The sequence below is a fragment of the Gimesia alba genome, from assembly GCF_007744675.1.
Lineage (GTDB): Bacteria > Planctomycetota > Planctomycetia > Planctomycetales > Planctomycetaceae > Gimesia > Gimesia alba.
The window spans coordinates 4,479,870-4,501,391 of record NZ_CP036269.1 but is presented as its reverse complement, the minus strand read 5'-3'; the positions used below and the strand labels follow the sequence as shown (position 1 = coordinate 4,501,391).

19 protein-coding genes are annotated in these 21,522 nt (G+C 49.6%); 10 read left to right on the top strand and 9 right to left on the bottom strand.

Annotated elements, in window-relative coordinates; all coding sequences use genetic code 11:
• Positions 1-589 precede the first annotated feature (589 nt).
• Positions 590-1,513: an AraC family transcriptional regulator gene (locus Pan241w_RS16655; RefSeq protein ID WP_197999974.1), complete on the bottom strand. Its 924-nt coding sequence runs from the start codon at positions 1,511-1,513 to the stop codon at positions 590-592.
• Between Pan241w_RS16655 and Pan241w_RS29435 the strand changes: the two genes are divergently transcribed.
• From Pan241w_RS29435 to Pan241w_RS16630, 6 genes are all read left to right on the top strand, one after another.
• On the top strand, positions 1,512-1,655 hold the full coding sequence (locus tag Pan241w_RS29435) for a hypothetical protein (RefSeq protein WP_197999973.1): 144 nt from the start codon (positions 1,512-1,514) through the stop codon (positions 1,653-1,655). The two genes, Pan241w_RS16655 and Pan241w_RS29435, sit on opposite strands and share 2 nt — an antisense overlap.
• Positions 1,656-1,913: 258 nt before the next feature.
• Positions 1,914-2,309 (top strand): (R)-mandelonitrile lyase, encoded by a 396-nt coding sequence (locus tag Pan241w_RS16650; RefSeq protein ID WP_145218027.1) that lies wholly within the window; start codon positions 1,914-1,916, stop codon positions 2,307-2,309.
• A 57-nt stretch (positions 2,310-2,366) separates the two neighbouring features.
• Positions 2,367-3,116, top strand: coding sequence for an SDR family oxidoreductase (locus Pan241w_RS16645; RefSeq protein ID WP_145218025.1), 750 nt, complete (start codon positions 2,367-2,369; stop codon positions 3,114-3,116).
• A 66-nt stretch (positions 3,117-3,182) separates the two neighbouring features.
• Entirely contained in the window at positions 3,183-3,419 is a 237-nt protein-coding gene (locus Pan241w_RS16640; RefSeq protein ID WP_145218023.1) for a tautomerase family protein, read from the top strand.
• A 1,139-nt stretch (positions 3,420-4,558) separates the two neighbouring features.
• Positions 4,559-5,752, top strand: a complete 1,194-nt coding sequence (locus tag Pan241w_RS16635; RefSeq protein ID WP_145218021.1) for a PP2C family protein-serine/threonine phosphatase — start codon at positions 4,559-4,561, stop codon at positions 5,750-5,752.
• A gap of 71 nt (positions 5,753-5,823) precedes the next feature.
• Positions 5,824-6,804: a bestrophin gene (locus Pan241w_RS16630; protein WP_145218019.1), complete on the top strand. Its 981-nt coding sequence runs from the start codon at positions 5,824-5,826 to the stop codon at positions 6,802-6,804.
• 10 nt (positions 6,805-6,814) lie between these two features.
• On the opposite strand, the gene Pan241w_RS16625 is transcribed toward Pan241w_RS16630, so the two are convergent.
• The 4 genes from Pan241w_RS16625 to Pan241w_RS16610 all read right to left on the bottom strand — a co-directional run bounded on the left by Pan241w_RS16625 (position 6,815) and on the right by Pan241w_RS16610 (position 10,118).
• Positions 6,815-7,252 carry a DUF695 domain-containing protein gene (locus Pan241w_RS16625; RefSeq protein ID WP_145218017.1) on the bottom strand — a complete coding sequence of 146 codons (438 nt, stop codon included), beginning with the start codon at positions 7,250-7,252 and terminating at the stop codon, positions 6,815-6,817.
• Positions 7,249-9,204 (bottom strand): solute symporter family protein, encoded by a 1,956-nt coding sequence (locus tag Pan241w_RS16620; RefSeq protein WP_145218015.1) that lies wholly within the window; start codon positions 9,202-9,204, stop codon positions 7,249-7,251. Before Pan241w_RS16620 ends, Pan241w_RS16625 begins: the two co-directional genes overlap by 4 nt.
• Positions 9,201-9,506 carry a DUF485 domain-containing protein gene (locus Pan241w_RS16615; RefSeq protein WP_145218012.1) on the bottom strand — a complete coding sequence of 102 codons (306 nt, stop codon included), beginning with the start codon at positions 9,504-9,506 and terminating at the stop codon, positions 9,201-9,203. Before Pan241w_RS16615 ends, Pan241w_RS16620 begins: the two co-directional genes overlap by 4 nt.
• A gap of 216 nt (positions 9,507-9,722) precedes the next feature.
• Positions 9,723-10,118, bottom strand: coding sequence for a ComEA family DNA-binding protein (locus Pan241w_RS16610; protein ID WP_145218010.1), 396 nt, complete (start codon positions 10,116-10,118; stop codon positions 9,723-9,725).
• Between the two features lie 346 nt (positions 10,119-10,464).
• Here Pan241w_RS16610 and Pan241w_RS16605 point away from each other — a divergent pair, with 346 nt between their 5' ends.
• On the top strand, positions 10,465-11,370 hold the full coding sequence (locus tag Pan241w_RS16605) for an alpha/beta hydrolase (RefSeq protein WP_232107480.1): 906 nt from the start codon (positions 10,465-10,467) through the stop codon (positions 11,368-11,370).
• A 14-nt stretch (positions 11,371-11,384) separates the two neighbouring features.
• On the opposite strand, the gene Pan241w_RS16600 is transcribed toward Pan241w_RS16605, so the two are convergent.
• A complete protein-coding gene (locus Pan241w_RS16600) occupies positions 11,385-12,275 on the bottom strand; it encodes a hypothetical protein (RefSeq protein WP_145218006.1) in 891 nt (296 codons plus the stop codon).
• Positions 12,276-12,776: 501 nt separating this feature from the next.
• Between Pan241w_RS16600 and Pan241w_RS16595 the strand changes: the two genes are divergently transcribed.
• On the top strand, positions 12,777-13,376 hold the full coding sequence (locus Pan241w_RS16595) for a hypothetical protein (RefSeq protein WP_145218004.1): 600 nt from the start codon (positions 12,777-12,779) through the stop codon (positions 13,374-13,376).
• Between the two features lie 500 nt (positions 13,377-13,876).
• Positions 13,877-15,973: a glycogen debranching protein GlgX gene (gene glgX / locus Pan241w_RS16590; protein WP_145218002.1), complete on the top strand. Its 2,097-nt coding sequence runs from the start codon at positions 13,877-13,879 to the stop codon at positions 15,971-15,973.
• A 9-nt stretch (positions 15,974-15,982) separates the two neighbouring features.
• On the opposite strand, the gene Pan241w_RS16585 is transcribed toward glgX, so the two are convergent.
• Positions 15,983-16,753: an undecaprenyl-diphosphate phosphatase gene (locus Pan241w_RS16585; protein ID WP_145218000.1), complete on the bottom strand. Its 771-nt coding sequence runs from the start codon at positions 16,751-16,753 to the stop codon at positions 15,983-15,985.
• Positions 16,754-17,078: 325 nt separating this feature from the next.
• Between Pan241w_RS16585 and Pan241w_RS16580 the strand changes: the two genes are divergently transcribed.
• Complete coding sequence (locus Pan241w_RS16580) at positions 17,079-17,480, top strand: thioredoxin family protein (protein ID WP_145217998.1); 402 nt, start codon at positions 17,079-17,081, stop codon at positions 17,478-17,480.
• A gap of 1 nt (position 17,481) precedes the next feature.
• On the opposite strand, the gene Pan241w_RS16575 is transcribed toward Pan241w_RS16580, so the two are convergent.
• Both Pan241w_RS16575 and Pan241w_RS16570 read right to left on the bottom strand, forming a co-directional pair.
• Complete coding sequence (locus Pan241w_RS16575; protein ID WP_145217996.1) at positions 17,482-19,329, bottom strand: GTPase; 1,848 nt, start codon at positions 19,327-19,329, stop codon at positions 17,482-17,484.
• 63 nt (positions 19,330-19,392) lie between these two features.
• Positions 19,393-21,297: a GTPase gene (locus Pan241w_RS16570; protein WP_145217994.1), complete on the bottom strand. Its 1,905-nt coding sequence runs from the start codon at positions 21,295-21,297 to the stop codon at positions 19,393-19,395.
• Positions 21,298-21,522: the final 225 nt, after the last annotated feature.

Sequence of the window (21,522 nt, the reverse complement as noted above, 5' to 3'; positions counted from 1 at the left end):
CAGGTCGTAACAATTGTCTACTGCCTGAGTCGCGGCACTCTACCTCCGGGGCAGGAAAATTGTCAAGAGGAACACGTCGAACTTACCTGGTACGCCGCCAGGTAGCGTTTCTTAACTCGAATTGTCCTGCTAATGTGGAGGAACCGGGGCGAATGCCCTTTGGCTAATCAATCATTCCGGCTGGAAAGTTGGCAATACCAGGATCAGCGGCTGACTGCTTTCTACTGTCGACGTCTGCTGTAGATGATGAATACTGTGACAAACGCCAAAACGCAGCAGGCTTTCAGAATGAAGAGTGAAATCGGTTTATACCATGCTCGGGTATAGACCTCGATGAAATCGGAGACTCCGAAGAGAGCAAATGCGATGATACAAGTGATCGATAAATCTCTGTTTTTCTTAGTGTGACGAAGTCGAAAGAGAAAAACACACGAAATGGAAATCCAGAGAATCGCTTCGGCTAAATTGAGTATCTGATCAAGTTCAAGTGACTGAAAAAATTTCATCAAAACCTCAGAACGAGTTGTCTTTGAATCAGTCTATAAGCCGACAATCGGGACATGATACTCTATTTTATTTTGGACTTCTATCAAAATTCCGCAGAGTAGTCAGTCGACAGGGTTGCCACATCCTGCCGCGGAGGCGCACCAAACATCCGTCGGTACTCCCGGCTGAACTGGGACGGACTTTCATAACCGACGCGGAACGCAGCTTCAGCCGCTTCCAGCTTTTCACTGAGCATTAAGTTCCGCGCTTCCTGTAAACGCATCCGTTTCTGGTATTGCAGCGGCGTCATTGCTGTCACATTTTTAAAGTGCTGGTGAAACGCGGAATTGCTCATTCCCACGTGGTCAGCCAGTGATTCAATTCGCAACGGATCCGCGAAGTGGTCTTTCAGCCAACGAATGGCTCGGGCGATCCGGTAAGCCGGAGCTCCTGCCAGTGCAATCTGACGCAGACGCAAACCTTGCGGGCCGGTTAATACACGATAGGTGATCTCACGGAGTATTAACGGGGCTAAGGGACGAATGTCTCGAGGGGTGTCGAGCAGGTCGACCAGACGCGTCAACGAAGTAAGAAGATGTGATTCGACTGTTGTCACAGCCAGGCCGCGTTCCGATGGTCCGGGAGTCGTCACTTCTGATCCATCCGCCAGGAGCTCGCCGACGACTCTCGGGTCGAGTGAGATTTGCAGTCCTAAATAAGGCGTATCAGGTGTAGCCTGGACCACGCGGGCATCGACCGGCAAGTCCACCGACACAAGGAGAAACTGCGCGGGATCCATCTGATAAGACTCTCCGGCCAGCAGTACTTCCTTGGCGCCTTGTGCGATGATGCACAGGCAGGGTTCGTAGACCAGGGATGTCAGTTCTGTGGGAGCCGAGAAGCAGGAGAGTTTCAATTCGGGAATGGGAGTACTGCTCACCTTGTTCGTGGCTGAATGTCGCTCAACGGCCTGCGCCAGTGCTTTCAATACTTCATTGCTCATCATGATCCCCGGTGGTTTCTGCATGCTGCTCTATTTTCATTCCCGTGAAAGAAACCTGTCTCACGATTATAGCGGAGGCTGGCTGTGGCGACTACTGGGTAAAAGTCAATTCGAAGAGAATCAGGCAATCGCCTTGCAGGAATATGTGATCGGGGCAGGGGGATGAAGTTACGGGCCAATGCTTGTGGTAGTGGTATCTCTAGTGGTTGTGGTGGTATAGGAGAAATGCTTTCGTGTGGTGGTGGGGCGTGATACTCATTAATGTTTTGGGTTGTGGAGTATCAGGCAATAGGTGGGGAGGATCGTTCTACCGCGGGGCCGGTTCGAATTCTATCATGGGAGTGTAGCAACTGACAATCTTCTGTCGCATGAGGATAAAATCAACGATGTCTCGCACAAATTGAAAACGAAGCAGGGAGAAACTATGGAAATCACCAGAAACGGATCACAAGCATCGAAAACAGGACCAGCGGACTGGTTCACAGGAAAAACACGCATCGATCCGCTGTTTCATTCCCCCGAACCGGCACGGGCGGCGGGAGCAAGTGTGACGTTCGAACCGGGAGCCCGCACTGCCTGGCATACGCACCCGCTCGGGCAAACCTTGATCGTAACCTCGGGAGTGGGCCGGGTGCAGGTCTGGGGAGGAGAGATCAATGAGATTCGGCCCGGTGATGTTGTGTGGTTCCCACCAGGAGTGAAGCACTGGCACGGAGCTTCGCCGAGTAACGCGATGAGTCACATCGCGATTCAGGAAGCCAAAGAGGGAGAAGTCGTCGAGTGGATGGAACATGTCACAGACGAGCAATACGAATCGTAAATCAGAACGCGTCAACTAATTCAAACGTATCTCACATTTCAAAAAAGGAAACTGATTATGAATAATCAAAATATTGCAGGGAAAGTCGTCGTGATCACAGGTGCCAGTAGTGGCCTGGGTGAAGCGACTGCGCGTCTATTGTCTTCCGAAGGCGCGACCGTTGTGCTGGCTGCCCGCCGCACTGATCGCATTGAAACGCTGGCGAAAGAACTGAAAGAGAAAGGCGGCAAAACTCTGGCGGTTCCCACAGATGTGACAGATCGTCAGCAGATGAAGCAACTCGTTGATCAGGCTGTTAGTGAATTCGGTCGGATCGATGTGATATTGAACAATGCCGGCCTGATGCCGCTTGCGCCACTTGAAAGTCTCAAAACCGATGAGTGGGACCAGATGATTGATGTGAACTTCAAAGGTGTACTCAATGGGATTGCTGCCGCGCTGCCACATATGAAAGAACAGAAGAGCGGTCACTTCATCAATGTCTCTTCCGTGTACGGTCACAAACTCGGACCGGATGCCACGGTTTACTGTGCCACGAAGTTCGCAGTGAGAGCACTCTCAGAGGGACTGCGGCAGGAAGTCAAACCATACAATATTCGTACTACCGTTATCTCTCCGGGCGCTGTCGCGACCGAACTGCTGGAACACATCAGTGATGAGAAGATCCAGGCCGAAACGAAGGGGTTTGTCGACCAGATTGCGGTTCCCGCTGAGACTTTCGCCCGCATGGTTGCCTTCGCGATCAACGAACCGGCCAATGTGGACGTGAACGAGATTCTGTTCCGACCGACAGCCCAGCCGATTTAACCGGCACTTCACCGTCTACATGTAAGCAGGACACTCACAACAGGTGACTAATATAAAGGATGCAGCATGCCCCATATCATCGTCAAACTCTGGCCCGGTAAATCAGAAGAGCAAAAGCAACAGCTGGCTGAATCTATCACCGAGGATGTGATGCGGGTCTTCCACTATGGTGAGGAGTCGATATCGGTTGCCTTCGAAGAAGTGGCTGCTTCTGAGTGGCGCGAGAAAGTCTACCAGCCCGACATTCTCGATAAACCGAAACAGCTCTATAAACAACCGGGATATGACATCAATGATCTGTGAATATTCAACAGGAACGATGAGGAAAAGTGAACTCTAACTGAGAAAATTAAGGGGGCAGACCCCGATAAGAGATTTTGGATCACACTTCTTGTGTCGTCTCACTGAAATACACAGTGATGTCGTCGTTATGTTTTTTAAATTTGGTCGTTTGAGGAGAACGTAGACTCGATTTGGGCGGGAGTGTTTATTCGCGCTCAGTGCGGTATGTTCATCTTCGTTGCCGGCGGTGGTATCTGGTAGGATTGGTTTGCCGTTGATTTGTCTTAGCACTCTGGTTTGAGATCAGAGATCAAGGATTGAACTTCTCTAGGTAGCGTTTATTAATTCAAATTGGTCTTTGCAAAATGGGAGAAACCGGGGCTAACGCCCTTCGGCTAATAAGTCATTCCGGCTGGCAAGTACCCTAAAAACTAGATCAGCCGCACGGCGTTAGCCGCGGTTAAAATCGACCTGGGTTAGATTGCAGTCTTGGGATTCACATTCCAAACTAATAAATAAACGCTACCCAGGTGGGCGGCCACATAGGGCACGCCCCTATGTTGATGTGGATGAATTCATGTTCTGTTTTGTGAATCGATCTGTCTGTTTCCTGCTCGCTGTGCTCGGCGCGGGTGTTTATCCGGGCTTACCCGTTGGTGGCTCTGTGATTCTCATCTGTTTCATCCTCAGGCCCAGGGTGAGAATTCTCGACAGTGGCGTGGGGGCGTCAAGGGGGAGTCGCTTGTTTTGCTTGCAAACGACATGTGATCGGTTGGGATGCCTGTTGGAAATTCTATAAATGCAGCGTGAAGCGTTTCGATGTCGTTTGATCTATGAGGTGCAGGGGAGCAGTGATTTGGAAAAACGGTCTGAAACAAGCGGGTTTGTCAGTGCTGAATTTCTCAGTGGTACAGGAATCTCAACTGAACCAGTAGTGCTTGCTCACGCGCGCGACTTTATCTCCGCATGATCATGCCGATGCGCGCGTTATCGTCAAGACTGGTTTTTTCAGTGTATTGGAGACTGTACAGTTTTGTGTTCGCTGAACGGGTATCTCTATCTGTCTGCTGCATTCTGTGGGAATTCTGTCGATATTCGCATGTAAATTTTATATGATGGGCGGGTTAATATTTAGTGAATTCGACTTAATGGGGCCAACGATGCGAATTCTGATTGGGTGGGATAATCCCGAAGAGTGTGATCTCATTTCTCTGTATCTGGGAGTGAGTGAAAATGACCTGGTTATTTGTCCAACGACTGAGGAGTTTCTGGAACAGGCATTAGACAATAACTCATGGGACATCATTTTGATGACGATCATGAGTCCCGATCCGCAGACGGCGTTTGATCATTTTGAACAGATCCGCCAGAAGCATCTTGATACGCCGGTTGTGGGAGCCTGTCCGACCCAGGGGACCTTCCATGTGGCCCGCTTTTTAACCGCAGGCATGCGGGCTTATATCATTCGCGATGAAGGCGGCGACTTTATGTTCCTGCTGGAAACCACGCTGCAGAGTGTGGTTGATTCCGTCAAAGCGGAACGTGAGCGATTTGTGGCGGAACGTCTGCGTGAAGAAATCGAATCGGTGCGGAAATTACAGGAATCGATTATTCCCAGCGATCTGGAATCTCCCGATCGGTTTGATGTGACGGCGCGTTATGAATCTTCACAGATTCGCGTGTTCGGCGGCCAGCCTGTGACACTGGCCGGGGGGGACTATTACGATGTGTTCATGCTGGACGATGAAAATCTGGTACTGCTAGTCGGCGATGCATCGGGGCACGGGATGAAAGCCTGCATGTCGATTATGACGATGCATACGCTGGTGGGCATGATCCGTTCCAATAAATATCTGGACACAGCGGCGTTTGTGTCGGATGTGAATAATCGTTTGTGTAATCAGGCGATTGTGAATGACGATGGTGGCTTCATTACGCTGTTGTATGGCATTTTGAATGCAAAGACGAACGAGTTTCAATGGACGTCAGCCGGCGCGCCGATTCCGATCGTGCATGAACTGGAAACGAATAAGGTTTATGAACTCGGGTCAATTGATGACGGCGGGCTGCCTCTGGGGATCGTGCCTGAAGTGGAATATGATATTCACACCTCGGTGGTGCCTCCCGACAGCCGCCTGCTGATTTTTACTGACGGACTGGCAGAAGCATTTCCAGGCGAGAAAGAGACGTTCGGCGAGTTTGGAATTCCCGGTATTATGAAGTCTTTGCAGGAGTCCCGTTCGAATGATTTGGAGACGGCGTTGTCCAATTTATTCCGCGATTCGAATGCTTTTACAGACGGATCTGGCAGACACGATGATACGTCTGTTGTGTTATTAGGCCGAAAAAATTAGAGTTCCTGTATTATCTGGTAGCGCGACTTGATTGGCGACGTTTGTCTGATTGATATAGGAACATTCGATTTATGGCTGCTGATGCAGAACTGAACCTGACGTTCATTGAGAAAAAGCTGGGGACACTGGGACGTATTTCTCTCTACGCGGGCTTATTTGGCGTTTATAGTCTGATTCCCGTGCTGAAAGATAATGTCGATTTTCTGACTCATTTCGGAATGACTTCAGAATCCGTAGAGAGAATAAAGAGTATGGGTGATGTGTCATCTGACATTCACACCACGCTTGGTCTCGTGCTGGGTTTATTGTTAGTCTTTCGGACAAACAGTTCCTATGCCCGCTGGTGGGAAGCACGCAAGTTATGGGGGAAGCTGGTTAATATCAGCCGCAACATGGCGATCAAATTTCGTGAGTTTTCGAACTTTGGTTCCGATGAACTCCGCGAACTGGGGGATCTGATTGTTGCCTTCCCGGAAGCGTTGCGAGATCACCTGCGTGAAGACGACGACTTTGACATGTTTCCGGAAATCGAGCAGATCGATCCGCCGCCCCGGCATATTCCGGCTTATATTTCGGATTTGATCTACCGCCGTGTGATCGGCTGGAAGCGGTCTGGGTTAATTGACGGGGACGAACTCCGCATTCTGGATTCCGAGACCCGTGAATTGATGGAGATTTGTGGCGGCTGCGAACGCATTCGCCGCACCCGGCTTTCGCCATCGTATCGACTATTCGTGCGGCACTGTATCGGACTGTATTTGTGCACGCTGCCCTGGGGACTGGTTGAGGATTTTGAGTTCTGGACGATTCCGATCACGATCATTCTGGCTTACTTCATGATCGGGATTGAAGTGATTGCGCACTCTGTGGAAGAGCCGTTCGGTCTGGATGAAGACGACCTGGATCTGGATGGTTTATGCATCACGATTCGATCCACTGTGAATGAAATTCTGGACCGCTTCGGGAAAAATGCAGGTGAAATCGCACGCCCGGGGACCTCTTCGATTACCTTTGAGCAGCCCCTTCCTGAGGGGGGGAGTGCTTCTGGTTGAGTCGAGTGGCTTATTCTGTCACCTGTCGCATGAAATTGGAATAGGCGTACCATTCGGGATCGGTTTCGGTGTGAATATCAATCGGCAGCGGAGGCAATTCCGCAGCCGCTTCATTCAGAGCCTGTAGTGCCTGATCCGCGTCTTTGAGATACCACTGCCATTCGCACATCTGGTTTCCCGTAATCAGCATTGTCATGAAGCCCAGCGCTGCCTCCTGCCAGGCAGCGACTAGTTTCTCTTCAAACTGATTCATCAATTCCAGGTCTTCCGGACCGGGCATACCGGTTTCGTTGGGAGACACGTAGTTCCAGATAATCTCAATTCTCGCAGGAAAATCAGCAGGAGAAATCTCGGTTGGAATTTCCGGCAGAAGTCGAAACAGAACGGTCATGTCCTCTTCGGTGGCGGTTGCGGTTAACCATTCTTGTTCTGGTTGTGGCTCTGTCAACTTTGGGTTTCCTGTGGTTTAGGTTGTGTCATCAGGGAGACGATGATCAAGATAATAAAGCCGAGTGGAATCGTCACCAGACCAGGTTGGCTGAAGGGGACGATGGCAGTTTCCGGATCGAGACCATAAATACCTTTATAGGAATCGGCACTGAGCAGAATCCAGCCGAGTGAAGAAATCATACCGGCGAAGATCGCGGCTGTGATTCCCTGTTTGGTGGTCTTGGGCCAGAACAGCAGCATGACGAGGGCCGGCAGGTTCGCCGAGGCGGCGACACTGAAGGCCCAGCCGACGAGATAATTCACGTTAAATTTCTCAAACAGAATTCCGAGGATGATGGCAATGACGCCGACTACTACGGACGCGATTTTTGCGATCCGTACTTTGGCGAAATCGTTCATTTCGATTTTTAGAAAGCTCGACATCAGGTCGTGCACGACCGCACCGCTGGAAGCGATGATCAGACCGCTGACGGTTCCGAGTACTGTGGTAAAAGCGATGGCGGAAATGATCGCGAATAACCAGTCGCCGATGCTCTTGGCGAGTAGAGGGGCCGCCATGTTGCTGTTGGTCACATCAAGTGCGCCACTGGTCATGGCACCCAGACCCATGAATAATGTCAGGATGTAGAAGTAACCAATACTGCCGATCCCGACGATGGTACTTTTACGGGCACTGGCCTGATCTTTCACCGTGTAATAGCGGATCAAGATATGAGGCAGGGAAGCGGTTCCACAAAACAATGCCAACATCAAAGACAGGAAGTTGAGTTTGCCTTTCAGATCGGTCCCGCGAATGCCCGCGAATTTCGGATGGTTACCGGGGCTGAGTACTTTTTTACCTGTTGTGGGTTTGGGGTAATAAATGGTGATGACGGAGCCATCTTTTTCTTTGATAGTTTCTGAGCCCCAGAGGATGATTTCGCTTTCCCGGATTGTACTCAGGAATTCGGCTGGACCGAGCGAACCGGTTTCCGTTTTATCGCCGGGCAGCTTGCTGATGCGACCGACGGGATAGAGATCGGTTTCTCCTTCGCCGGTTCCCTGTGGGAGCCCGTTGATCACAATTGAGCCGTTCTCGTTTTTTTGTCGATACTGAGTTTCCGAGAGGAAGAACTGTTTGTCTGAATCTTCCGTGAGTTTCCAGTAGGAGACTTTGTCGGCTCTGGTCAGTTGCAGGATGCCTTTTTTATCCCAGGGACCCTGAGTGAGGGGGATGAGCGAGTCCTGTTCGTTGAGATCGAGTTCTGATCTCCAGTGTTCGATATCATCGGCGGCGGCAGGTCCCAGAATTTTGAATTGATGTGTTGGTTTACCGTTGTTTTCGGGATCTGTGGTTAATCCTCGCTGCAGAATCAGGACCGTCAATACGGTACTGAAGATGACGAGCAGCGAGCCTTTGAGGAATTGCACATAAGTGGTACTGACCATGCCGGCGGTGACGACAATCAGAATCACGATGGTTCCCACCATGAGTACGCCGACATAATGCGGGAAGCCCAGGAGGGGCGTGATCAACGCACCGGCGCCGACCATCTGTGGAATCAGATAAAAAATACTGACGACGAGCGTACTGATGGCGGCGGCGAGTTTGATGCCTCGCGATTGAAATTTGCTGTCCAGCGCATCGGCGAAGGTGAAACGTCCCATGCGTTTGAGTGGTTCGGCAATCACGAACAGGGCGACAATCCAGCCGGCCAGATAACCGATGGAGTAGAGAAACCCGTCGTATCCATAGAAGGCAATCATACCGCAGATGCCGAGGAACGAAGCGGCGGATAGATAATCGCCGGCAAAGGCGACGCCGTTGACAAACCAGTGGATGCCACCGCCGGCAGCGAAGTAGCCTTTGGCAGATTTTGCTTTTGCTCCCAGCCAGAAGCTGAGACCAAGGGTGACGGCAACGATGGCGCCGAAGATCAGCACCGCCATGAGGGAAGGTTCGTAAATCATTCTGATGCCTCCTTACTTTCTGAAGTAGGAGAGGAGACATCATTGCGGCAGAGCCAGCCGTAGATCATGGCGAGTGCAAATGCAGCGATGATCAGAGTGAAGCCGTAAACAATCGCCAGATTCAGCCCCGCGAAGACGACCAGTTCCATCTGGGCGGGAGAGAAGGTATTCAGAAAAACGAATCCGCCATACAGAGCCAGATAGACAATGAATAATTTCAGCCCCAAGCGGGTATTTCGCGAGATCGTCTCGAGATTTTCCTGCTCACCAGGCTCGTTGGGGCCGTGGTCAAAACCTGCCATAAGAAGTAAACCCTTTAGTTGAAACGCTTGTTCGGGCTCGGTCAGCCAGAATTGCCAGATTAGAATTATGTTTGGGAATGCCTATTCAACCCGGAATTGAGCGAGGAATCAACTAAGATCAGAAGGGGACCATAAAAGAATTGGGAATCGGAAGGCATTTTTGAGGAAAAGCAAAGAGATCGATCAGCAGATGTGACTGAATCGGGTCTTGCATTGTTAATCAGAGTCGGGAGTAACGGGTTTGAGGTGGATCCGGTTTTCGTTCAGTATTTTGGGGCCGATGCCTTTCACCTCTAATAAATCGTCTATCGAACGAAAGGGGCCGTGCGTTTCCCGATGCGCTACGATTTTCTTTCCCAGGATCGGCCCGATGCGATTCAGCTGGGCGAATTCGACCCAGGTGGCTTGATTGATGTCAATCTGATACTCGTAGGGAAGTTGTTTTTGCCGTTCGATTTCGACGGGTTCGGTACCCCAGCGGGAGAGTCGGGCCAGATGAACAACAGCAAGCACGAGGATGGCTATGAACAGCAGGCCGAGAAAGAATTGATCGTCGCGTTGCAGTCCCAGAAATGATTTGGATGGCGTTTCTTCCGAAGGATCATTCTGCATACGTTGGCTGCCAATCAGGTGATAACGTGAAAATTCGTTACGCTGATTAATACAGTATACAGATAGAGAGGAGAATGAAACTGGGGCAAGTGAAAAATGTTTTGGGGTTTTTCTAAACCAGTACTGCTAAAAAGCTAAAAGGCCAGGCAACTATTTGACCTCGTCGTGTATTCTTCATAGAATGGAAGCATAAACCAGTAAACATATCGCAAATTCGAGGCTGACTCAGACAGCAGGCTTTCAGCCATAAAGAATTGATTTCAACGTTGAGGGGGGTTCTGTGAAACACTTTTTACTCTGTACAAAAAATCGTCGGCTCAAGCATTCTGTGTTCACATTCGTGTCTATGACGCTCTTGGCGACAAGTGTTTTATATGCACAGAGTAAAGATACAAAGGGGCCTCCAAAGCCTCAGGAAATTACTTTATCTTCACTCGATGGCTGGCCAATTTCGATTACGTATTACGAATCGAGTAACGCCTCTGATTCTCCTGTCGTGGTGCTGCTGCATGGAAAAGCGGGTAGCAAAAGAGTCTGGGATAGAAAGTTTGCCTCAGTTCTACAGCAAAACGGTTTTGCGGTCGTTTCGGTTGATCTGCGAAAGCATGGAAAGAGCCAGGCGCCGGCAGCAAGTGCCAGCGGCAGCAAAAATCAAAAACCAAGCTCAAAGCGACGTCTTTCCGCTTTAGACTATAAAGCGATGGTTGTTGACATGGAAACAGTCTGGAAGTTTCTATTTAAAGAGCATCAGGAAAAGCATTTGAATATGCAAAAGACGGCGATTGTTGCTTCGGACATCAGCGTACCTCTGGCGTTGAATTATGCACTGATCGACTGGAGTAAGTTACCTTACGATGATGCTCCGGTGCTAGCAGCAAAAACGCCGAAAGGTCAGACGGTTCGTGCGATGGTCTTGATCTCGCCGGAATCCAGTGTGCCCGGACTTTCAGCCTCGCGTCCCACTGTGCAACTGAAGTCGCCTTTATTTGGGATCAGCTTTTTTGTTTGCAGTGCTAAGGGAGATTCGCTTGATCGGGGGATGTCCAAGAAACTATTTTCCCAGTTGAGTTCCGTTCCTGATTCGGACAAACGCATCTTTTCGAAAGAGTTTCCTGGAAAGCTGCGTGGGACCGATATGCTTGGAAAGCGGTTGGGGTTAGAGCTTGAGATTATCAAGTTTCTGGATGTGTTCCTCAAAAAACTGCCGGGTGAATGGTCAGACCGTAGAAATCGATTAGACCGGGACGAATAAGTCCGTTTCTCGTTTCAGGCGGCTTTCCTGGTGATTGATTGTTGAGCTGGGTTCTCAGCATTCTGCAGAGATTTCACAGCAATCTTCTCAGAGAGGAATGCCATTTCTGCTTTGATTCCCTCGATTTCCCGCTCTTTTTCGGCAAGTACAACTTCCAGACGCGCGATCCGCTTTTCTGGATTGCGGTGCAAGATGCGGTTGATGACTTCCAGCACCAGCAGTGCCCGGTAGAGTTTGATTACCAGGCTTTTGAGGCGGAATACTCTGGCCGTTTTTGTCAGCTGGGCGAGGCGCAACGCTCTCATGAAGGCGATCATAGGCAGGCAGATGACGGCTAAATCAATCCAGTGTTTGCGGCAGTATTCCAGGCGCTTTTCTTCGATGGAGATCATGACCGTGAACTCCAGCGTAAAGGCAAACCAGATCAAACCTGTGGCGAGGGCCGTCATGTCGGCCAGGATCGGGCTTGATTCGATTTGTTTTTGCCAATAGTGCTCCACCGCGAACAGAGGCAGTACCAGTAACGCGATGATCAGCATGGGAGCCGAAAATGATTTCTGGATTTTTTCCCGGAATTCGTCGGTCACTTCCTGCCAGGCAAGAATGGGAAACCAGATAGCACGTCCAGTCATTTGGTCACGCGCACAAATTCGGAGCGGTGGAATCAGGCAGTAGAGCAGATTGAATTTCCAGCGAGGGCTGCCTAAAGCCAGGTGAACGACGGCTTCCAGGATAAAGAGTGGATACAACAGGAACAGGCACCAGTTGCAGATATCGAGGACAATTCCTGGAGATTCCACATTGCTCAAGTGCAACGTGCCGGCAACAAAAACGAGAAAGAAAACCGCACTGAAAAACATGGGGGCGGCTGCAAACTGATCGACTTGTTTGATGTATCGATTCATGGTTTTCGTGATCAAATCTAAGAGCTGTGTGGAAAACAGATCGAGATACAGGCCCTCTCGATGCCGGATTGGGGATGAGATTTATATTTGATATCGGCAAAAGCGCCTATTCAGAATAATCGGATCAGTTTTGCAGGGTTCATTTCGATGAGAATCAATACGACGACAGTTTCTGGGTGGCTGAAAAGTTGTAAGTGCCTGTAATCAATGTCTAATCCGGTTTTGTGGCGTTATAGATTACCTGGTTTGATGATTGTCTGTTTCTGAAGGGTGGTTTTGTAGATGTGGTGTCGTAATTGTTACAATAAATAGTTGAGTGGTGTTGCGAAAATGATTTAATCTTGATTGATGTGAAATTGTATGTGTTTGTTATATAACAGGATAGGGTGTGTTGTTGGATTTGGTTTCTCTTGATTGGCACGCTGAATGCATTAGTTGGAATTACCACTTGGTGGTTTAAATGACAACAAATTTATGTAATCAGATTCAGGAGATATTTAAATGACACGTTTATGTACGACATTGGCAATTTGTCTGGCTGCAATGGTGATGGTTTCAGATCGGGCTGATGCCTCTGATCAGAGTGCGATGACCGGTTCAACAGAAGTAAAGACTGCTTTTTTTCAACCACGTCCTGGTGGTGTTGTGGATGTACTGACTTCACCATTTCGGGCATTGACAGGTAATACCAGTTATCGCGGACGTCAGCAGGCTTATGCACCTTATTATGGCCAATCAAATTATCGTAGTCCCAGCGGAACGACTTGTGTGAACGGTCGTTGTTATACAGGAAGCAGTTACGGCAGCTCATGTGTGAATGGATACTGCCCCACCGGTTCCTGTGCCACCGGCAATTGTGCTACCGGAGCCTGTACGACTGGTAATTGTGGAACCGGCTATCAATATGGAAATTGCCCAGGCGGAAATTGTGGTACAACGCGTTACCAGACTCTTCCTTTCCAGACTTATACAGGATATCGGGGAGTCAATCAGGGTAATATTCCGCAGTATTCCACTTACCGCCCTGTAAGCCAGCCTGTTTATCGGCCTGCTGTACCTTCGCGGACCAATTCAATCCGAAATGATCCTTTCTTCCCTTAAGCTGAAAACAGGGGTTTTACGAATCGAGGTTCTTTAAAACAGGATTGACAATGCGTTTGTACAAACACTGAGCTACTGGACAGTTCCGGTAGCTCAGTTGTCATTTCTGTGAAATTGATCTGTGTAAAGTTATTTTACTTGCTAGACTAGTTACAGGTATCAGCTAATTTGTGAGTAAACTCTGAGTTGGTTGAATAAAATACAAAACGATTGTTATCACAATAATTTCTTAATGCTTCAACTGATCTTCACGAAGTATCCTGCAACACAAAAAAGGATAATCATTCGAGGAAGGGGACGTCGAAGAATAGAGACAGGTATAACGTCAGTCATCAATATCAGACGGGTCCTGAGTTTTGCAGGATTGTCTGTTGAAATATTAGAGATAAAATTACTGTATTGAAACGAAAGTTCTGATTTCTTTTTTTGGCGCTCAGGAGAAGAGGACTTAATTTTCACACCATGGAGTCAATACGGTAATTGTCAGGAACAGGTTTTTAATGGGTCGCGAATTGGTACACTCTCTCAGCTCCCCGATTCACTCGATGCACACATTTTCCTACGGAGCGGTTCCGCAGGACAACGGGGTGCTTTTTTCTGTTTACAGTCGCTCGGCAACTTCGATGTGGTTGTTGTTGTATGATCGCGTCGATGATTTAGAGCCATCTGAGATCATTAAGTTCAGTCAAGAGTATGGTCGTCTGGGTGATATCTGGACGGCGTTTGTTTCGGGAATCGGTCCCGGGCAACTCTATCATTTTCAGGCCGATGGTCCGTTTCAACCAGAGATAGGTCATCGTTTTGATAAACGGGCCCGATTGATCGACCCTTATGCCAAAGCGTTGGCAGGTAATTTTCAACCTTCGCCCGATGGCATTGTTCGTCCGCCGAAGTGTGTTGTTGTTGATGACCAGTTCGACTGGCAAGGCGACCGCCATGTAAGACATCATCTGGCAGATACCGTTGTGTATGAAATGCACGTACGCGGTTTTACAAATTCCCCTTCCAGTAATGTTGAAAATCCTGGAACGTATCTGGGCGTCATTGAAAAGATTCCCTATCTGATTGACCTGGGAGTGACTGCCGTTGAGTTGATGCCGATTCATGAATTCCCGATGAATGAAGCCGATGGTTCGTTTACGGATCATCAGAATTACTGGGGCTATGAAACACTGGCGTTTTTTGCACCACATCGCGGTTATGCAAAAGGTACTGAACCCGGCGCTCAGGTGCGCGAGTTCAAACAGATGGTGCGGGCGTTACACGAAGCAGGCATCGAAGTCATCCTGGATGTGGTGTTTAACCATACGGCAGAAGGCAATGAAAATGGTCCTACGCTTTCGTTCCGGGGATTGGAAAACCAGGTCTATTACCATTTAGAGCAGGGTGGGAAATACTATAAAAACTATTCGGGATGCGGTAATGCGATAAACGGGAACCATCCCGTTGTACGAGAGATGATCTTCCATTGTCTGCGTTACTGGACCTGCAATTATCATATTGATGGTTTCCGCTTTGACCTGGCATCGATTTTGAGTCGCGACCGGAGCGGGAGACTCGTGCCGAATCCGCCGTTGGTAGAAGCCATCGCAGAAGATCCGCTTTTGGCAGATACCAAGCTGATTGCAGAGGCCTGGGATGCCGCCGGCGCTTATCAGGTTGGATCATTTTCACACATCCGCTGGGCTGAATGGAATGGTCGCTACCGCGATGATATCCGCAAATTCTGGCGCGGCGATACTCCGACATTAGGAGATTATGCAACTCGAATTTCTGGCTCCAGCGATCTCTATCAGAAAACGGGTCGCGAACCATTTCATGGCGTCAACTTCATTACCGCCCACGATGGTTTTACGATGAATGATCTCGTGAGCTATGAGTACAAGCATAATTACGCCAACCGTGAAGACAATCGGGATGGCGAAAACAACAATATCAGCATGAATTTCGGGGTGGAAGGTCCGACGGATGATCCCGCGATCATTGCGATGCGTGAACGCCAGATTAAAAATTATCTGGCGACCCTGTTTTTAAGTCAGGGCGTTCCCATGCTGCTTTCTGGCGATGAATGCCGCCGCACACAGCGCGGGAATAATAATACGTATTGCCAGGATAATTCAATCTCCTGGTTTGACTGGTCTTTAGTCGAGAAGCACAGCGGCTTGTATCGGTTCTGTAAAGAGTTGATTCACTTCCGACTCTGTGAGCCGACATTGCGGCAACGAAAATTCCTGACTGGTCAATCGGACGGTGTTGAGAAACTGCCTGACGTCAGCTGGTACAATGTGATGGGGCACCCCGTCGATTGGGCTCACGATCATCACTGTATGTTATGTATTCTTGGAGCGAAGCATTCCTCGCGTCGAATGCGTGATGGTTCTGACTTGATGATTCTGGTGAATTCGTCTCCGGATGCCCAGGCGTTTGAGTTGCCGTTCGGCATCAAGCCGAAAGAGTGGAATTTGACCGTCGATACATCAGCCCGTTCGCCGCTGGATATCTTTCCGAAGCGAGATGGAGCGACATTGTATCCTCGTGTCGCTGTTCTGCCGGCCCGGTCATTGCGTTGTTATGTACGACGATCCACCCGTCGGTGAGATCCGGGTTCATCCCCAGAGCTGCATGATGACAATGATGATTCCCAGTGGAATACACCAGTACGCGAAGTAGTGCAGTTTGCCTTTTTCAAGCCAGCGGACCAGCAGCCACAAGGCGACCAGTCCGACAACAGCTGAGATCACCGCCCCTACAGCCAGCAGGCTCAGGGGCGTGCTGATGTGCTGGTTGGACAGGATTTCCCCCAGTTCGAGAATCGTCGCGCCGGAAATAGCGGGAATCGCCAGCAGGAAAGAGAACGTGGCCGCAGACTGTCTTGACATTCCGGTAAACAGACCCGCGACGATGGTGCTACCACTGCGGGAAATGCCTGGCAGAATTGCGATGGCCTGCGCAAAGCCAATTAACAGCGCCTGTTTAAAGGTGATCTGTGTGTAGCTTTGATCCCTCTGAGGAATGCGGGGAATCATCAGCAGGAATAATCCGGTGACAGGCAGCATGCAGCCCGCTAAGAGAGGGCTTTCCAGCACAGGCTCGGCGAATTTTTTTGCCGTGAGTCCAATTACCACAACAGGCAGTGTTCCCACAACCAGCAGCGGGATGACTCTGAGGTCCTGGCTTAATAAACGAAAGATGGTTCTGTGGTAAAAGATCAGGATGGAAAGTAGGGTGCCTGCGTGCAGCACGATATTGACGTCTGTCTGGTCGGCTTGAATATCCAACAGGCTTTCGGTGATGACCAGATGTCCTGAAGAGCTGATGGGGAGAAACTCACTGATTCCCTGAATGATTGAGAGGAGGATCATTTTTAACCAGGTCATGAATCAGTCTTTTTCTGCTAAAAGGAGCATGGAGTCAGGGGAATTCACTGTCAGCTCGCTCACTTAGGGGGATTTCCGAAGAGAAATGTCTAAGAAGGGCGTGGGCTGTAAGTCTGATTATATAAAAGACTTATGGTTTATGTCCTGGCGAGGGACTTAGTAAGAACCCTGAGAGGGATCTTTAGAGGACTCTATAACGAGGAATTGGAATCTTGTCAATTTGAGTCAACTTTGACGGTTGTACGGGTTGATTCGAGTCGCTATCGTAGTGAGGAATTGTAAATAACATTTCCAAATGTCTTTTTCACAATTGTAATGGAACACAATGAATACACTCATACCAGCAACTCTGGTGCTGTCTCTTTCGCTGGCACCAATGAAAACTGTGGAAGTCCCGGAATTACCCGAGAACGTTGTGAAGTTGTTCAAAGCCGAACAGGATGTTTCGCGTCATCAAATTCTTCTGTTTACCGCCAGTTGGTGCCCTGCCTGTGTGCAGTTGAAGAACAATGAATTCCCGGCATTGAAGGCAAAGAACTGGGAGATTGGTGCCGATAAATCGAGCCATATCCGTGTGATTGATGTCGACCAGCATCAGGGGCTGTCAGACAAATACAATATTCAATCTCTGCCGACACTGGTTCTGGTGATCGATGGTAAAGAAGTGAAGCGATCAGGTTCTCTGAATGCGTACAGCATTGCTGAGATGTTCTACAATCGCAAGTAACTTAATGCGACGTCAAATGGGAAGATTCCGAGCCGGCACCTGGTGTCGGCTCTGTTACTTTCCAGGCTCCCAGTATTTTGGATGAGGCGATTTCGTTGCGCAGCTGATGCACTTCAACTCCCATTCGCTCAAGTGAATGCTGCATTGAATGAACCTGCTGGCATTCCTGTTCCAGATGCGGAAACAGTCCATGAGCTAATTTTGCTTGTGCGAGATCATCTGAGAGTTGATTGATTTCCTGTGTGAGTCCTCGCTTCAGCTTCCGCGTAAACATCATCACCAGAAACCCCGACCAGATCAAAAAAATGACGCCGGCGGTCACATAAAAATCAATGGGCAGGATGTGCGATTCGTTCTGAAACGAATCCAGGAAGAAGTTTTTTCCGATCCGTACCAATGCGTAAACCACAAAAGAAAGAAAAAGCGTTTCATAAACGGCCCGGGTGAACCAGCCCGAGTTTTTATGCGCCAGTCTGTTGATGATGCCGTCAATTTTAGTCCCCGCATCATTCAGGAATTGTTCTTCAACGTGTGCTGCTTCCGTCTGAATTTTTTCCAGCGAGCCGGCGAGGTGATCCTGCTGAGTCACAATTCCTGCGGACTGGACATAGCCATCAATGAGTAGTTGCGATTCTCTGAGCTTATTGTCATCCAGGCCGAACGAACCAATCCGTTTCAGGCGATCTTCGGCGGCCTGTTCTTTATTTCGTTCTCCCAGCCAGCGGGCGCCCTGAAGGGCACCGATCAAAGCGACCTGGGCCGAGTTTCTTGCCCGAAACAGGCTGGCGGAGGCGATGAAATTTCCCAAGCCATTGTAGAGACGGAGCATTGCAGAGAAGGGGCTGAATCCCCAGGAGTCAGATACGCAGGAGATTAATCGGCGCTCCCAGAGATTACGGCTGATGAGCAGTTCTGTCCGGAGTTCCTGCGACATCTGTGCGGTCAGTGTGAGATGCTGCTGTTTCAAAAATGATTCCAGTTCGCGTACTGCGGGCAGATCGGCATCCATTTTTTGCGAACAGTGGTCGATGGCATTCTGGATCAGTTCCAGCAGATTGGCGCGGCGGACCTGCAGGCGTTCTGATTTTCCCAGTTGTGTACTCAGGATATCTTTTAAGCCGGCGAACTCTTTATCCAGCGGTCGATCTGCCAGTTGATCTTCCAGTGCTTTGACCGAATCAACGAAATAAATTTCCGGCACTTCAAATTGCTGAGAAAGTAACTCTCGCCAGTCTTCGCGAATATCTTCATCGAGGCCGGCATGCGTTTGTACGAAAATTAACCGTCTGCCGACGGCCGCTTCTTTCAGCTCTTCGGAAACGCGCGCCGATCGGTATTTCTGTTGTGTCGATGTATAGAGCAGGATATCACACAAGGGGACAATGTGCTGCAGACGGGTGAGGTTGCTTTCGACCTCGGTCACTTCAGACGTATCGGGGTCGGGGCAGTCGATCAGAATAATATTACGAAGTTGATCGAGGTTCTTCTGTTCTACATGAAACTGGCTCAGGTCCAGCCCCAGTCGATCGAGGTTGGTTTCAGGATGGGCAATCAGTACGGGTTCCATTGTGGTCGGGCGTTGTCTGCCCGACGTGGTGCAGTAAGAACCAATCAACGCATTGACCAGACTGCTTTTTCCGGTGCCAGTCCCGCCGAACGTCGCAATCACCAGAGGTGATTCCAGTCGCACGCGCAGCATGTCCAGACGGGGGAGTAACTGCTGGATCACTGCCTGGCATTGTTGGGCGGTTTTCCAGTGGGTTGTCTGCTCACTCCACTGTTTGAGTTGCTGGATTAAACGATCCACCGTTGCCAGCATTTCAATTTGTGCTAATTCCGATGTAGGCATGCGGGAATGATTTCCTGTCTTAAATGCTTGTTGTCCTGTTGAGACTGAAAAGGGCGATCTGTGTTATAGCGAGATCCGTAATTGACTGAGTTGCGTGTTTAGCTTTGAGACTGAATTTTGAACGGACTGATACATTTCTGAGTCCGGCAGACTCACCGCTGATTTTAGTTCTTCCGGCAGTGTTTTCAATAAATGTTCTCGAATCGCCGTGGCCAGCCATTCTGTTCGTTTTTGTGCAAAGACGGCGTGGAACCTGCGGAATTTGGCTTCGAGATAGCCGGCGCCGCTCGCGGCCGTACTGCTGACGGCGGTTTCTCCCACAGTCGTGGTTACAGCGCCTCCCGCGACATCGCCGCTGACATTCACGACGGACTGAATCATCGTATCTGTAACGATCTGCGTCCCGACATCACCCACGGCACCAAAGCCAACGAAAAACAGGCCCACGCTCAATGCGGGCCGCGCCACCGCTGCGAGATGATCCAACTGTTTCAGGAATGTGTAGTACTGCGGGCTTTCGCTTTTGAAAAATGTCATTTCACTGTCGATCAGTTCTTCGAGTTGCGCTGTGAAATCGAAGTTGGCATGTTCCTCGTGTAGAATCTTTAACAGTTGCTCGCGCGAGGTGCCATTTAAGACTGACTTCAGTCGATTGGTTAACAATTCGTTTCCGAGTTCACTCACCAGGGTCAGGCGGTCGTAAATTCCTTCGACGGTTTGCAGGACGACTGACCATTCCTGTTCCCGATAGATCTCCATCGGAGGGCGTTTCTCTTCTGTGGCCAGAGATTTGATGTAGCGGACAGGCCAGAGGACTCCCTTACCGATCGCGTTGTAAAAGCCATGAACCTGAGCTGACCAGCCTTCACGTTGCTCCTGCCACCAGTGGCGAACCGCCGTCACAATGACTGAGTTCGGAACCAGAGGCCAGTTTTCAATTTCCGCCAGTTCCTGTTCAGAGAGGAGTTCCGATGCGGAGCGGAATTCATTACTGCGTCGCTTGATTTCCTGGAGGTAGCTGGGGACGCCGGTGTCGGGTTCAATCAGATAATGCAGGGCGCCCTTTAAGGTGCGGACTTTGATCTCTCCGAACTGCATTTGTGACAGAACCTGCATTAAATCAGCCGGCGTATCAGTTGGAGGGGCAGCTGAATCGGGCTCAGGTACGGATTCAGGGGCAGCCGGTTCAAATGAGCGGGGATAAATCGGAAGCTGTAAGTTGGTCGCGGCCTGACGGTCATTGGGGGCAATGAAGACCAGTTCGGGATGAACTCCAGTTTCCTGACAGAAGGTGTTGAGCCAGAGCGGCCAGTATTGTTCGTCATCGGGGAGCTGACACTGATTGAAAATGGTGATGATGACTTTGTCTTCGCGTGCTGCCTCGCGAAAAAATTGTTTGACCGCGGCGTCGTTGTATTTCTGCTGAGTCAGGACCGTCACCAGAACATCCGCTGATTGCCGGATGCGTTCGGCGCGTTCCCAGTTGACTTCCGCATCACTGTCGATATCGGGGGTATCCAGAACAAGCAGATTTGACGCCAGAGTTTCGCTGTGTTTCCAGAATAGCAGGTGTTGCTCGTCCTGTTTCAGAGGATCTTCTGGTGCAGACCAGGGAATCAACTGGAAGCCTTGAAAAATTTGATCCAAATCATGCGTTTGTTCAAAATTTTGGGGAACCAGGCAGACGGGATGTCTTGTCTGAGATGCCAGTGGGCTGATGGCACTGGTTTGCTGATTCACCAGATGATTGAAGATGACGCTCTTGCCAATATTGGTGCCTCCCACGACGGCGACGACCAGATACAGGTTGTCGGCGAGTTGGGGGATCAATTTTCGTTCTAAAATATCGAACCATTCTCGACCGCTGAGTCCGGCCAGATCAAGCTGATTTGCATGCTGTTCGAGCGCACGCAGATGGTCTCTGAGTTCGTGAATGATCTTCGAGAATTCGTGAAGTGTAGATGACATATTTCGATGAAATTGAGGTTAATGGTGTTTCTAGTCAGATTCGCACTGGTCTCTTGTTTCTTAGGGGAATCGACGAATTTTGAGTATATCGATTCATTCCAATCAGGATGAGCCCAATTGATCCGTTCTGGTGCTTCAAATTCGATTCAATTCAACGAATTAACGGTCGCAAGGTTTGACGGGCGCAAATAACTCCGATAGTATCCACCCAGCCGCACTTTGTCG